Here is a 15,058-nt window from a genome sequence, read left to right as displayed (position 1 = left end):
TCATTCTCTACATGGATAAGATATTGTTGATCCCAATGAATATGTACAAATCACTAATAGTAGGTGGGGTTTATTCTGTTTAAGAAATACTATTGTATTAAACAGCTTGATATTAAAGACTGCGGTGCAGCCTGTCTAGCAACTATCTCCAAACAATACGGTCTCAAATATCCAATCACTAAAATTCGTGAAGTAGCCGGAACTGATAAAATGGGAACCAATATATATGGACTCATAAAAGCAGCAGAAAAACTTGGGTTTACAGCAAAAGGAGTCAAGGGAAGCCATGAAGCCTTCTTCGAAAACTTCCCACTTCCCGCTATTGCCCATGTCATTATAGATCAGACATTATTACACTATGTTGTAATCCATAAAATATCAAATAAGGAAATAATTGTTGCGGATCCAGTCCAAGGCATAGTTAAATATACACCGGAAGATTTCTTCCAAATCTGGACAAGTGTCCTTATCTTAATGGTACCCACTCCTCAATTCAAAAAAGGGGACCAAACAAAAGGTCTATTTGCTCGTTTCTTTGGATTGCTGATTCCTCAAAAAAGAATGCTAGGAGGAATTTTTCTAACATCTATACTCTACACTATCTTAGGTATACTTGCTGCATTCTATTTCCAATTTCTTTTAGACGAAATTCTACCCTTTGGATTAAAAAAGACACTTAACATAATATCTGTTGGAGTCATCATTCTCTACATATTTCAAATATTATTAAATGCCTTTCGTAGCCATATCTTACTGACGTTGAGCCAAAAACTCGATATTTCACTCATACTTGGCTATTACCACCATGTGTTAAAGCTCCCAATGAATTTTTTTGGTACACGTAAGACAGGAGAAATAATATCAAGGCTTATGGATGCTTCGAAAGTACGAGATGCCATTTCCAGCGCAACACTAACCATCATGATCGATATTATCATGGTTATTGCCGGTGGAATTATTCTATATTCGCAAAGTGCTCTTTTATTCGGAATTACTATACTTATGGTGCCAATGTATCTGGTATTGGTTTGGAGCTTCCACAAACCATTTGACCGTTTAAACCGCGAACAGATGGAAAAAAATGCTCAGCTCACCTCCTATATTGTTGAATCAATAGATGGTATCGAGACAGTTAAAGCCTATCATGCAGAATCGAAAGTGGGCTATGAAACTGAACAGAAGTTCATCTCATTTCTGAGATCTGTCTTCAGTTTTGGTCTTTTCAATAACATTCAAGCCTCCCTCAAGAGTTTTGTACAACTCGTTGGAGGAGTAGCCATACTGTGGGTCGGAGCAAGACAAGTGATAAAAGGCAATATGACAATGGGCCAATTGATTACCTATAACTCGTTATTGGCTTACTTCCTGCAACCCATCCAGAACTTAATCAACCTCCAGCCCACTTTGCAAACGGCCATTGTCGCTGCTGACCGATTAGGAGAAATTCTTGATTTGGAAGCGGAGAAGCATAATGATGAGGACAAGAAGATTCAACCTGCTTCATTAAAAGGTGATATTAAATTTGATCGTGTCAGCTTCAGATACGGTACACGTTCCCTTGTACTTCATGATATCGATTTGACACTTAGACAGGGTGAGAAAATTGCCTTTGTCGGTGAGAGCGGCTCGGGTAAAACCACACTAATCAAATTAATTATGCAATTTTACCAACACGAAGAAGGCGATATCTTAATTAACAACTACAACATTAAAGATATTCATTTAGATAGCTTAAGACAGCGGATCGCATATATCTCACAGGATACTTTCTTTTTTAGCGGAACAATTCGGGAAAATCTATGTCTGGGTGTCGATCAGGATATGGATTTGGAACTGATTGTTACCGCCTGCCAAACCGCACAGGCTCACGAATTCATCAATCAGCTTCCACTCCGCTACAACACTTTGTTAGAAGAGAATGCGACCAATATTTCCGGAGGACAGAAGCAGCGACTGGCTATCGCCAGAGCGGTGCTCAAACAGCCGGATATTCTTATTATGGATGAAGCCACTAGTAACCTGGATTCTACAACGGAGAAGGCAGTATCGGAGACGATCAATGCTTTTGAAGACATGACTACGATTATTATCGCTCACCGTTTGAGTACAATCATGCGTTGTGACCGAATTTATGTCATGGATCAGGGGCGGATTATTGAGTGTGGGACACATCAGGAGCTTCTAGATTACCGTGGAAAGTACTACGGCTTGTGGAAAGATCAACTCCCCGGGGTTGAACAAAAACAAGATCACACCATTCAATATGCTGCTGCAGGAGTAGGCGAGGTGTCTCTCGTATGAGCGCACAAATACATAACTTATCAGAAATGACCGATAGCAGAGAAATCATGGAATCCAAGACCAGTCCTGTGATTTCTATTTTCATACTTATCTTATTTATTCTATTGGGGTCTGCGTTGGTCTGGTCCTATTTTGGCCAGATCGATGAAGTCGCCAAAGCCTCTGCTGTAGTTAGGCCCAATGAAAAAGTCAGTACCATTCAGACTTCATCTGTGGGAAAAGTGGAACAGGTATATATCCATGAAGGGATGCAAATTAAGCAGGGCGAGCAGTTAATTTCCTTTGAGCATAAAGAACTCGATATAGAATTATCCAATCGTAACTCCGAAATCAATAAGCTCACTAAGAAACTGCACTATCTCGGGCTGTATAAACAAAGCATTAGCAATTTAGATAATCAATTTTCTTCTGAACATGCAGACGAAGTTTACTATTATGACATGGTAGAACAATTTCTCCTTGAATACAGCCAGCAGCAGCAGACCTATCAAGGAACCCAGGATCAGCTTACAGCTGCCATTCACGAGAATATAGGTTTGCAAGAATCTTCTGCCTTTAGTGCCGAATCCAGTTTGGATAAATCTCTTCAAAATAAAATTGAACTGGAACGAAAAAAGAAACTGCTGAATGTTGAAATTACAAACGAGAAATTGCTTGTGCAATCCATCAAAGAGAATCAAAATCTGCTTCCATCTACAGATACCAAACGGACGGAACAATATAATACATACCAAATTAAATATGTGCAACTATCTAAACAATCTGCTGAGAAAAAAGAAATCTACAACCGTTCGCTCAGCTTGGGGGACCGCCTTGTGCCTCAATCTCAGATTACAGATGAACAGCATCTATATGAAAGTTCATATTTGCAAATCAACCAATTCCAAACCGAAGCCGTGCTCAGCGCAGAAAGCAATATCACCAATTACAATCAACAATTGGTTGAGATAGAGGTCAGCCTCGATTTGCTAATAAATGGGCATGATCCCTCAGTTTCAGAACGAAAAACTTTAGAAATGCAAAAGAAACAGCTGGCTGAGCAGCAAAATGATCTACTGAATCAAGAGAAACTTAACCGGTCAACCGAAAAAACCTCATTGGAAAAGTTGAAACTTGACCGTATTGTACAGATTCATTCAGCAATAGAAGAAAATAAAAGAACCTTAATTACGCTGCAAGAGGCTATTAAGCAACTTGAGCTTGAACGAAACAAAAGACTGCTCATAGCACCAATTTCTGGGACCATTAATATTTTAAAAGAAACCAACATCGGGGACATGGTACAATCCGGCGAAGCCTTGATCTCCATTATTCCTAGCAACGAGTCAAAATATAAAATGAGCATCGCCGTACCTAACGCAGAAGCAGGAAAAATAGCGATTGGCAATAAAGTTGATTTCAGCTTTTCAGCCTTCCCTAAACAAAGTTTCGGTTCCCAAAAAGGTACGATTACATCTATCAGCACAGATTCAATTGTTCAGCAAGACGGTCTAAGCTACTATTTGGTGGAAGCAACGATATCCAATGACCCACTTGTTAATCGCAGAGGTGAACGTGGAGAGCTTCGTGTAGGGATGATAGCGCAAGCCTCTGTTATTACCGACTCCAAGAAGATCATTGATTTTGTTCTTGAAAAAATCAACTTAAAGGAATAGTGAGGTTGCCAGCTAAATGTTAAAGAAAACAGCTCTCTTGATACTTTCCTTCTTATTACTTCTATTGCCGCATTCCATTACAGCTCATGCTGATACGCAGGTATCTAGTGCAACAAAATTGCTTTCCATGGAAGAAACAATCCAGCTAGCATTAACTAACTATGTAGATATCAAGCTCTCACAATGGAATATTGCAGAAACGGATTCCAAATTCTCGTATGTATCATCTGAAAAGAAAAAGCTGGAACAAAAAAATGTAGTCATAACTAGCGGACTGCTGCCAGTAAATCCTGATATTTTTATCAGTAGTATTCCTGGTTACTCTGATTTAAGTAAAGAAGAACAGGCAGGGGTTAATCAATCCATTCTCATTCAAATTATGATTAACACATCTCTGAATCAATGGGTTAGCGCTCAGACTGAAAGCCAAAACAGTTACAATCAAGAGACTAAAACAGCGCAGCTCAAGGAATTTCGTGACCAGTTGCGCACATTAGAAACAGATAAAGTAATTAATCAGTTACGACTTCAAAAAACAGAAGCCCTCATCCGCTACTACGCTGTGCAGAAATATTATCAACTCTCTTCTCTAAAAAAAACGATTGAGTATGACAAACAAGAAAGCCAATATTGGTTTCAACATTCTGTGGATACCTTGCGATCATACGAGCATGGTCTACTGTCTAAGAGAAGTTTGGACGATTTTAATCGTAAAAATGCGGAACGAAAATCTGCTTTTGAACGTAACCTTAGGAGTTATGAAGCTCAGCTAGAACAATTTAAGCTTGAGTTAGGATTATCATCCTATTCAGAAGTCCTGCTGGATGATGTCATCTCCAGTGCACCAGAGCCTGTGAATTGGAACACTGTAGTCAGCCTCTCTAGCAATTATGATTTACGCGAAGAAGATGCACGTATCACACTCGCCAAAGATAATCTTGACGCAGCTAAAGCTTCCGATGCTGAACTCATCACTTATTATTCAGTCCTATGGTCTAGCCAGATTGCACACAAAAATATAGTACAACAACAACTCGAAGAAAAACTGGCTAGTTATAAGCCGGAAGCAAATGAAATTGATTTTGAATATTCAGAACTAAAAGAGCAGCAATTGGAACTCGTACGCGTCTCCCAGGATAATGATACTCTCCTAAATAGCGGGTTAATCTCAGCGGCTCAGGCAGATCAGGACAAGCTGGATTTACTAAACTTAAATCGGCAATTCGATAAGCAAAAAGTAAAGTACGGTTTATTCCAAGCAAAAGTTACTTTGGCTCTTAGTGGAGTTATCCTCTAATAACCATTAATTTATCATTCATAACCCAAAGGAGATATCACAAGATGAAAACCATATCTAGCCTAATCGCAGCAACTCTTCTTTCTACCGCTATCGCCTGGCCTGTCCATGCCGCAGAGAAGCCAATCTCCATTCAGATCAATCAGCAACAGCTCGCACTGAAGGGACAGGCTCCCTTCAATGATAATGGTAGAATTGTCGTTCCTTTTCGCCCGGTTTTTGAAAAACTAGGACTTTCAATCGATTGGAATCAAACCACAGGTACCATAACGGGTACTAAGGAAGGGCTTACGATTACACTGCAACTAGGCAGCAAGCAGGCCAGCGTCAATGGTGTAATAACCCAACTTTCTGTTGCCCCTAAGCTCATCAATAATTCCACTTACATTCCGCTGCGCTTCGTTGGGGAGGCTACAGGTAATGAAGTCTCCTGGAATGCACACTCGAAGACAGTAACCATTACAGGCAAGACTAACCAGGTAAACCCGCAGGAAATCAATGCTTTTTTTGAAAAATACGTAACCTATACCAACAATGAGAATTATGAAGGGTTCATGAGCCTAATCGATAGCAAGTCTCCTCTTGTGGTCATCGGGCCACAGACTAAGAGCCAAATGGAACAATACGATTCGACCACTTCACTTGATCAATTAGAGGTTATCAGCCTTCAACCCACAGAGGCTACGGTTCACGCCGTTGAAACGACTACACACCTCAGCGGTCCATTCACCTTAGACAATACCTCTGAATATATTTATAGCTTAACGCGTACTGCCAGCACTGAAGACTGGAAAATCAACAACCTGCAGATTAAAGGCGTGCAATATATCCTCCCAGATAAACTGCTGAACGCTAAGCCAGCTGTGGCGAAGTCGGATGAAACGGATATATTAGCTGTGCTTAAGAGCAACTTGGACTATACCAATGCAGAGAATATTCAAGGTGTGCTATCTACTATTGATCCTGAGTCCCCTGCTCTCGAACAAACCAAACAGCTCTTCAGCCAAATTTTCACAGTCTATGATCTAAAGTTCACTCTGGAATCTGCCAAAATCATTCATTATACCCAGGATACCGCAGCCGTATATATGGTTCAGACGAGCATCAAGCTTAAGGGTCCTGAGTTTCAGGATAACCGCTCCACCTCTGTCACAACGCTGAAGAAATCCAAAGCAGGCAAATGGATGCTAGACCAGACCTATCCGATTAGTGTGGACAAGTTAACTCCATAATTATAAGGATTTGTAACAAAACATAAAAACGGCAAGCCCCATTAACCCGGAGGCTTGCCGTTTGCCTATTTAAAGCGCCGGAGCATTAGTTTTTTCTGCTCCTTTACGCTCTTTTGCCGATTTACGGAAGTAGAACAACTCGTAAATCGCCGGCACTACAATCAGCGTAAGCAGTGTTGCTGCGGTTAAGCCGCCAATGACCACAATCGCCAAGCTTTGCGAGACGATGCTGCCCATCTCGGCATGGCCGAACAGCAGCGGTGTCATGGCGCAAATGGTGGCAATCGCCGTCATGAGAATCGGACGCATCCGTGTTCCGGCAGCTTCTAGAATAGCCTCGTGAATACTCATATTGGCTTCATTTTGCTTAATCCGGTCAATGAGCACAATGGCATTCGTAACAACAATACCTATTAACATCAACGCCCCGAACAGAGCAGTGAAGTCAGGCGTTACACCGGACACGATAAGTCCAACAATTGCACCAATCGCCGCTAGTGGCAAGGAGAACATAATCGCCAGTGGAGCCCGAAGGGTTTTAAAGGTGAGTACCATGATCAGATACACCAACCCGATGGAGATTAATGCCGTCATACCCAGGTCGTTGAAATCCTCTGACTGATCAACTGACGCTCCGCCTGCAAATAAGGTCACGCCTTTCGGAAGTGTAAGACTATCGGTTTCTTTTTTAATATTCGCACCGATCTCAGATACCTTCTTCGGATCAACCTCTGCTGTAATTCGTACATACGGCTTCCCATCTTTATGGAACAACATTGCAGGCTCATTCCGAACCTCATAAGTTGCGAGCTGAGACAGTGGCTTCGGCCCCTCAGCCGTCATGAGCGTCAGTGCTTTTAAATCCTGCTCCGTTTGCGGCTGAACCATAGGATCTAACACTACACCTACTGCATCACCATCGAGCTCAATTTGCCCCATTGGAATTGGATTAAGCATCGCTGACAGCTGCATCGAAATCTCCTGCGCATTGCTTTGCGCCGGATCTACCTTAAAGGAAAATACAGGTTTCGTATCCTCCATATTGCTGCTGACTTTTTGAATCCCCTCTACGGTCTTCAGCTTAGCGGTAACTTCTGTTGCTACAGTAGTAATATCCGTAAGATTATCTCCGACAATATCAATATATTCGCTGGTAGAGCTGGATCCCATCATACTCATTTGGTTGGCAACAAGCGTTGCTCCAGTGTATGAATCTTTTACCTCACGAACATGATCAATAAAAGCCTGAGCATCTGCACCTTTTTTCATAACAACGGTATAGTCCACTAAGGTTTCAGAGGTAACATTCCCCCACTTAGCGGCGTCCGCACTATTCCCTGATTGCATGATTACCGTTTCTGCTTGTGGCTGCTTCATCAAATCTTGTTCTAACTGCTTTCCCTTTTCCAAAATATCTTTGACAGGAACATCCTTCGGATAATTCATCTGAACAGAAACATAGCTGGCATCTGAAGCATCGAGTGCCCCTTTTGGCATAGTCACATAAGCAGCAATGGAGCCAATCAGAAGCAGGAGACCCAACGATAAGCTAACCCATTTACGGCGAAGATTCCAGTCCAGAAAGCGGATAAACCATTTAGAAGGTTCATGTTCTTTCATTGATGTCCTTCTCAGCAGCCATGAGCTTAAAAGAGGAACAACCGTCAAAGCTACTACGAGTGAAGTAAGCAATGAATAGGTCACTGTTAAAGCAAACGGCAGTAAGAAAGCTTGCAAACTACCACGTAAGAGACCCATCGGCAGAAATACTGCTACCGTAGCGATGGTTGATGAGGTAATCGCTCTAGCCACTTCCCCAGTTGCGCTAATAATCATTTCACGGGAAAGGGGTTCTTTTTGCAGCCTACGGTAAATGTTCTCAATCACCACGATACTATCATCGACCAAGCGGCCTACCGCAACCGCGACTCCCCCGAGTGTAATGATATTTAAGCTTATGCCGGAAATGTTCAGCAGATACAAGGTGACCGCTAACGAAAGCGGAATGGATACTGCCGTAATCAGAGTAGCCCGCAGGTTACGCAGGAACAACAGAATCACAATCGTCGCAAATAATGCACCTAGCAATACCTCACGCATCATACTGTTCACCGAGGTAACTACCATATCCGATGTACTGAATACCACTGCTGCTTCTGCATTAGGAATAGTTTTATTAATATAATCTACGGCAGCCTGAATGTTATCTCCGACACTGACTGCATTCGCATTAGCCTCTTTGGTCACAATGGCGAATAGAACGTCTTTCCCGTTCGAACGGCTGACACTTTCCTGATCCTGCTTCAATTCGACAGCAGCGATATCCTGCAGCTTAACGCCCGCAGATACAGGAAGCTTTTTCAAAGTATCCATACTATCTATCGTAGAAACTAAGTTAACATTGCCGGTCTGCCCACCAATCGTTTGCTCCCCAAGGGATGCCGATACATTACGTCCTTGAAGTAAACCTAATACTTGTGGAGTCGTGACTCCCTTCTCAGCCATTAATTTTGGGTCCAGCTTAACACTGACCTGCGGAGTTACCTTACCATATAAAGCAACGTTCGCTACCCCTTCAGCTTTTTGCATCTCTGGAATGATAGTTTCTTCTGCAAGCTTAAGATTCTCTTTAGTCAGGCCTTCGTCAAAAGCAAGGGTAACCTGGGATACAGGAATCATGGAGGTATTCAACTGAAGTACAAAAGGAGCCATTACCCCTTCCGGGAACTTCAATGAATCGACGACCTTCTGGACCTCCTGCGCAGCATCCTTCATATTCGTTTTCGAATCATAAAAAATATTCACCTGCGCATATCCGTCTCCGGAAGTGGACAGTATTTCCTTCTTCCCTTTCACAAAAGCTGCTCCAGCTTCTATCGGCTTCGTTACATTAGTCTCCATAGCATGTGTATCCTGGCCAGGACCCAGCACAGTTACAGTCACTTGAGGATTATCCGCCTCTGGCATAAATTCCATCGGTAACGAAGTGTAGCTCATCCCTCCCACCACAAGAGCCATGACTACTAAAAGCCCCACCGCAGCCTTGTTACCGAACGACCATTTTGTTAACCATTTCATTTTCTTTTTCCCCTTCCACTCCACATGATTTCTGGCACTCCCCTTATGTCTGTTTGATTATGTATTAATTTCCATCCCGAGATTTAGTTTAGTCATTTTTGGCTGAAGTCAAAACAGCCCTACGGCTGGTTTCGTACTCAGTCTTAAGACGGGGAACTTTCCCCTTCTGCAGACAGATCCCCGTACTTTTTCTTGATGATGGAAACTGGAACGTGAGCATAAAAAAAGAGCCCCGTTAGCCATATAAATGGCCAACAGGACTCCCTTTTGTTATGGTTTATTTCCCTTCCGCACGTACTGGATCACGGAACATAAATTTCAATAGTGGCGGCGTTACAAGTGTAGTTACAATGACAACAATAATGACCGAAGTAAAATACTGTTGCTGTAACAAGCCGCTTTGCAGCCCTGTGGCGGCAATGATCAACGCAACTTCCCCCCGTGAAATCATCCCTGACCCAATAATGGCAGACGAGTGGTTATCAAAGCCTGTAAGACGCGCGCCCAGACCGCCACCAAACAGCTTGGTCAGAATGGCAACCACCGTAAGCAAGATCACGAAGCCTATTTGACTGCCTACCCCTTCAAAGGAAACACTAAGTCCGATACTTACAAAAAAGACTGGCACAAAAATCGAATAAGCAATCGGCTCGAGCTTGGATTCTACCGTGTGCTTAAAGGAAGTTTGCGAGATAGCAATCCCAGCCGCAAAGGCACCAATGATTCCTGCCATCCCCATGATTTCAGCAAAATAGGCGAATGCGAAACAAATCATTAACGCTGCTGAGATAACTGCCTCTGTCACCTTCAGCGGAGCCATCCATTTCATGACCCGAGGAACAATAAACCAGCCGGCAACAATCGCTACGGCAAAGAACAACACCTTTTTCCCAATTAGAAGACCAATAGAAACGTCTGCCCCTGTACCGAAAAAGCTCATCAGAACAGCGAGCAAAATAACAACCAGAATATCATCTACTACAGCAGCCCCCAGAATTGTAGAGCCTTCACGTGTGTTCAGCTTATTCATATCTTTTAACACCTGCACCGATATGCTGACCGATGTTGCACTAAGAATAACGCCCATAAACAATGCATTATGATAAGCAAAACCAAACATTTCTCCTAAGGCGAACCCACCCAAAAAGGGTAATATAATTCCACCGACGGCTACTGCAAAAGCTGATTTCCAGTTCTTGCGCAATTGATCCAGGTCCGTCTCAAGCCCTGCTATGAACATTAACAGTAGAACACCGATCTCAGAGATATAATGAATAAACTCTCCATCCTGAACCCAGCCCAGTACCGCAGGCCCCAGTATGATTCCCACAATAAGCTTGCCTAGCACAGCTGGTTGCCCAAGCCGCACAGATAGATCACCAGCTACTTTGGTGAACAATATGATCAGCATAAGATATAAAACAAACTCCATCTTTCTATCCACTCCCTTGTTGTATATAAGAACTGCCAACCAGGAGCTTCTCCAAGCCAAAAAAAGACAAAGAGGAGCCCTTGTTGACAGGCTCCTCCAAAAAACAAATAATTATTCAATTTAACTTTATAAATTATATTATACCTATATTTAAAATAACTGTAAACCAGATGCGCCGATAATATAATTATGCACATTTGATTTGTTCTAGAATGCAATTACTTATTTCAGATAGAACACTTCACGTAAGGGCTGCATAGGCACCTCATCATTGAAATCAAATGACCCTTCAACCATCTTAGAGGTAATCGCATTCCAGCGGTTGCAGGCATCACTTTTGGCAATGTAATCAAAAGCCGCCTTACTATCCTCACACTCATAACAGTAAAAAAATTGATTGCCATTCTGAAAGATGGAATAGTTAGAAATACCAGCCTTACTGTGCTCCTCCAAAATTTCTGGCCAAGGATTTAAATGCATAGCTACATACTCCTCTAAAAATTCTTCCTTCACCCGCCATGTCCAAGCCAATTTATTGCTGCTCATCTGCTCATCCTCCTAGAAATCCCCTCTTTTGCACATATTAAGAACTAGGGACATTTGATACCTATTATTGTACCTGAATAGAGTAGTCCAAGCTATGCATATCTATATTCTCTGGAAATTTCTTAAGCGTTAATTCCGGCTTCACTCGGACGAAGAATAGCAGAACCAATCGCCAGAAGCACGGCGGCCATAAGGCCCAAGATGGCAAAGGGCAGCCATAATTCATTCCAGCCCCCACCTGTGGCAGCGATATCGATCGCTTGGATCGCCCATTTTTGCGGTACAAAATTAGCTGCCTTCTGCATATAGTCCGGCATAATGGATAACGGCCAGAAGCAGCCTCCAAGCATACATGTCGGGGTCAGGATCAGCGAATTAAGCATGCCCGTATTATTGGGATTGCGAATCAGACCTGCTACCGTACTGGCTAAACCCATGGAAACGAGCATAAATGCTGCAAGAACCAAGAAATACAAGTAGAGCGGTAACCCAAAGTCAAACTGCAGCACATAACGGCCTAAGGCAAGTATTACAATGATTTGAATTAACCCAACGATGAAGCTTCCCAGAAAATTACCGAGGGCAATCTCATACGAACGAACCGGGGCACTGAACATACGTTTCATCGTTCTTTCTCTTCGATCATCCATAATAAGCGACACTGAACTTGTAACCAGCCCCATTAAGAACATCAAAGTAAATCCTGTGACGATGCTTAAGCCCTCTTTTGGATATAAATCATAATCTGTTCTTATACTGCCTACACTATGTTGCTCTGCTCTCTGCATTACGGCAGCAAACTGTGAGTCCGAGCCAGTAGCCTCAGCCCGAGCTGCTCCAATTAGTCCAGCAGTGTTTCGCATTTCATCAGCAATTACACTGATTTTCATTTTTACCATAATTGATGTTTCGGTAGCCTTAAGCTCATACACACTAATTTGCGGCTCTTCTCCAGCAAGCAGTGCGGAGGTGAAGTTTTGCGGTATCAAAACACCGGCTTCTCCGTTCTGATCGATAATACTCTCCCTCAAATTAGCCTCATCTGTCTTCTCTACAAGCTTATAATCACCGGTATTCTCCAGCTCGGTAAGCAAATGTTTACCTGCTGCACCATCATCCATATTCGAATATAAAATAGTAGCCGGTCTTTCACCCATACTTCCACTAATTGCTACTATCACCGACACGACAATACAGGGCAGAAGAATATACGTAAGCAGCCCATTCCGAGAACCGATCGTTCTTTTCACCATATTCCAAGCAATCGTTAAGATCTTATCCATGGTAACCTACCTTCCGGTACGAGATAACCGCTCCACTGAATAGAACTAGACAGATGATCGACATGACCAGCAGATTCGGCAAAATCTCTGAGACCTCTGCATGCAGCATCATTTTTAGAACAGCTTGTAGCACCCAGTGATTCAGGGTAAATGCCCCGACGGAGTTCACCCATGATTCCGGAAGTGGAGCCATCCCTCCACTAATAAAGGTCATGACCACAGTGATAACATTAATAATACTTCCTGCACTTGCTTTAGTTTTGCTAAACATTGAAATGACAATCGATAACGTCATGGAAGCAATGATCATTAAGAGACAGAAGAGCAGCAGCAAGCCCGGACGATTGCCCCAATTTACACCAAACAACAAGTGAGTCAGGATAATAATCGCTGCACACTGCACTACACTTACAACCCCTACACCTAACATTTTACCAATAAACAGCTCAGAACCTTTTACCGGCATTGAAGTTATTCGGAAGAGGGTATGATTTTCTTTTTCATTAAAAAGAGAGGTACTGACGGTCAAACCGCTATATAGCAGAAACATCAGCATCATGGATACCGCATAGAATTGGGAGGCTGTATAGGATCGGCCACCTTCACTGAGCGCCCCAACCTTAACAGAAGGCTGCTCCCCCGAACTTGGTGCAGTAACAGTCAAAGCTTCTGGACCCAGCGTCATAGCTACGGACTGCTTATAGTTAATATTGTTCAAAAAGTTATCGAATACCGTCCCCGCAACCATATTATCTGTCCGATCTTTACCCAGAATAAACTCTAGCTGTGCAGTATCACCGCTTTGTACTTTTTTATCGAAGCCTGGAGGAACAATAACCGCATAACCATATTTTCCGGTACGCAAGCCGCTTTCCGCTGTCTCTCGGCTCCCTACTTTGACCGGAATGATGATATCCTTAAGCTCCGGCGTCTTCAAAAAGCTGTCTATCATCGCCGAGCTTTCATATCCTTCTCCAGAAAGATTAACTATACCAACACGTACTGGATCAATCTCAGACGCTGCCTTATCACCGATTACACTGGAAAGGGAGGCACCCAGCAGAAAGATCAAAAGCAGCGGTAGCAGAAACATATTAATGATGATTGAGCGTGAAATAAACAGCCTGCGAAGCTCATAAATCATAATTGTCCAAATATTTCTCAAAGCGTTCTCTCCCTCCTTTAATCGCGCAATGTCCGTCCTGTCAAACTAAGGAATAATGTCTCCAGATCCGGCTCCTCTATATTCAAAGAACCAATAACCCCTTCATGTTTAGCAAAAATAAATAAGATATCCTGCAGCTCATCCTGTGAGGAGGGGAGATACATTTCTACCGTTCCCTCTTTACTTTCCACTCTCGTGATCCGCGGGTGTAGACTAAGCTCATTGATTAGCTCCGGGGTGATGTTCGTTGCTTTGACCACTATTTTTTCTTCCTGAGAAACCCGTTCCCGCAGCTCCTTTTCCGTACCACAAGCAATGATATGTCCCTTATCCATAATCGCTACCCGATCACAAATGGCTGCAACCTCTTCCATATAATGACTAGTGTAGATGACGGTTGAGCCAAGCCGATTGAGCTCTTTGACCGACTCAAGGATATGATTACGAGACTGCGGATCAATCCCTACGGTCGGCTCATCCATAATAATCAGCTTTGGATGATGCATGATGGCACAAGCGATATTCAAACGTCTCTTCATCCCTCCGGAGAAGGTGGCTGGTTTTTCTTTGGCCCGGTCACTAAGTCCTGTGAAAGCAAGAGCTTCCGCCACCCGCTCTTTTAGCAATTTTCCCCGCAAGCCATACAATCTTCCGAAAAAAGTTACATTTTCAGCTGCTGTCATTGTATTGTACAAAGCCAAATCCTGCGGAACTAAGCCGATCTTTTTCTTAACCTCCAGTGCATACGAAGAGACTGATAACCCATCAATAACAATGTCTCCACTATCAATCTTTAGCAGGCCGCAAATCATACTTATAGTTGTACTTTTGCCCGCCCCATTCGGCCCTAGCAGGCCAAAGATCTCTCCTGCTTGAATCGTAACATTCACATGATCTACCGTTAATTTGTTCTCATACCGTTTCACCACATCGGTCAACACCGCGATTGCCATCTTTTATCTCCCCTGTCGTGTGTGCTTCTATATTTTCAATTTTATTCTAGGTTGAATTTTTACGGATGTACGAAAGGTCATTTTTTGAAGGTGACTAAAGTCATCTCCTGAAGTAG

The 15,058-nt window shown here is 42.8% G+C and carries 10 protein-coding genes; 4 read left to right on the top strand and 6 right to left on the bottom strand.

Going from position 1 to position 15,058, the window contains the following annotated elements; all coding sequences use genetic code 11:
- The first annotated feature begins 63 nt into the window (after window positions 1–63).
- Genes MKY63_RS12865 through MKY63_RS12850 form a run of 4 tightly spaced genes read left to right on the top strand, consistent with a single transcriptional unit; the run spans window position 64 to window position 6,485 of the window.
- Window positions 64–2,301, top strand: coding sequence for a peptidase domain-containing ABC transporter (locus MKY63_RS12865; protein WP_244886399.1), 2,238 nt, complete (start codon window positions 64–66; stop codon window positions 2,299–2,301).
- The gene (locus tag MKY63_RS12860; RefSeq protein ID WP_036678589.1) at window positions 2,298–3,956 is read left to right on the top strand and encodes an HlyD family efflux transporter periplasmic adaptor subunit; all 1,659 of its coding nucleotides are present in this window, start codon (window positions 2,298–2,300) and stop codon (window positions 3,954–3,956) included. Before MKY63_RS12865 ends, MKY63_RS12860 begins: the two co-directional genes overlap by 4 nt.
- 16 nt (window positions 3,957–3,972) lie before the next feature.
- Window positions 3,973–5,253, top strand: coding sequence for a hypothetical protein (locus MKY63_RS12855; RefSeq protein ID WP_036678586.1), 1,281 nt, complete (start codon window positions 3,973–3,975; stop codon window positions 5,251–5,253).
- A gap of 44 nt (window positions 5,254–5,297) precedes the next feature.
- Window positions 5,298–6,485, top strand: a complete 1,188-nt coding sequence (locus MKY63_RS12850) for a copper amine oxidase N-terminal domain-containing protein (protein ID WP_036678583.1) — start codon at window positions 5,298–5,300, stop codon at window positions 6,483–6,485.
- 69 nt (window positions 6,486–6,554) lie between these two features.
- On the opposite strand, the gene MKY63_RS12845 is transcribed toward MKY63_RS12850, so the two are convergent.
- The 6 genes from MKY63_RS12845 to MKY63_RS12820 all read right to left on the bottom strand — a co-directional run bounded on the left by MKY63_RS12845 (window position 6,555) and on the right by MKY63_RS12820 (window position 14,942).
- On the bottom strand, window positions 6,555–9,563 hold the full coding sequence (locus MKY63_RS12845) for an efflux RND transporter permease subunit (RefSeq protein ID WP_339813143.1): 3,009 nt from the start codon (window positions 9,561–9,563) through the stop codon (window positions 6,555–6,557).
- Window positions 9,564–9,840: 277 nt separating this feature from the next.
- Entirely contained in the window at window positions 9,841–10,995 is a 1,155-nt protein-coding gene (locus MKY63_RS12840; protein WP_036678577.1) for a cation:proton antiporter, read from the bottom strand.
- Window positions 10,996–11,217: 222 nt separating this feature from the next.
- A complete protein-coding gene (locus tag MKY63_RS12835; protein WP_036678574.1) occupies window positions 11,218–11,541 on the bottom strand; it encodes an L-rhamnose mutarotase in 324 nt (107 codons plus the stop codon).
- A 122-nt stretch (window positions 11,542–11,663) separates the two neighbouring features.
- Window positions 11,664–12,824 (bottom strand): ABC transporter permease, encoded by a 1,161-nt coding sequence (locus MKY63_RS12830; RefSeq protein ID WP_036678572.1) that lies wholly within the window; start codon window positions 12,822–12,824, stop codon window positions 11,664–11,666.
- Complete coding sequence (locus tag MKY63_RS12825) at window positions 12,817–13,989, bottom strand: ABC transporter permease (protein WP_051491030.1); 1,173 nt, start codon at window positions 13,987–13,989, stop codon at window positions 12,817–12,819. Before MKY63_RS12825 ends, MKY63_RS12830 begins: the two co-directional genes overlap by 8 nt.
- Before the next feature lie 17 nt (window positions 13,990–14,006).
- The gene (locus MKY63_RS12820; protein ID WP_036678569.1) at window positions 14,007–14,942 is read right to left on the bottom strand and encodes an ABC transporter ATP-binding protein; all 936 of its coding nucleotides are present in this window, start codon (window positions 14,940–14,942) and stop codon (window positions 14,007–14,009) included.
- Window positions 14,943–15,058: the final 116 nt, after the last annotated feature.

Origin of the sequence: Paenibacillus sp. FSL R7-0189, from assembly GCF_037969925.1 — a bacterium.
Classification (GTDB): Bacteria; Bacillota; Bacilli; order Paenibacillales; family Paenibacillaceae; genus Paenibacillus_AQ; species Paenibacillus_AQ odorifer.
This window is presented reverse-complemented; position numbering and strand designations above follow the sequence as displayed.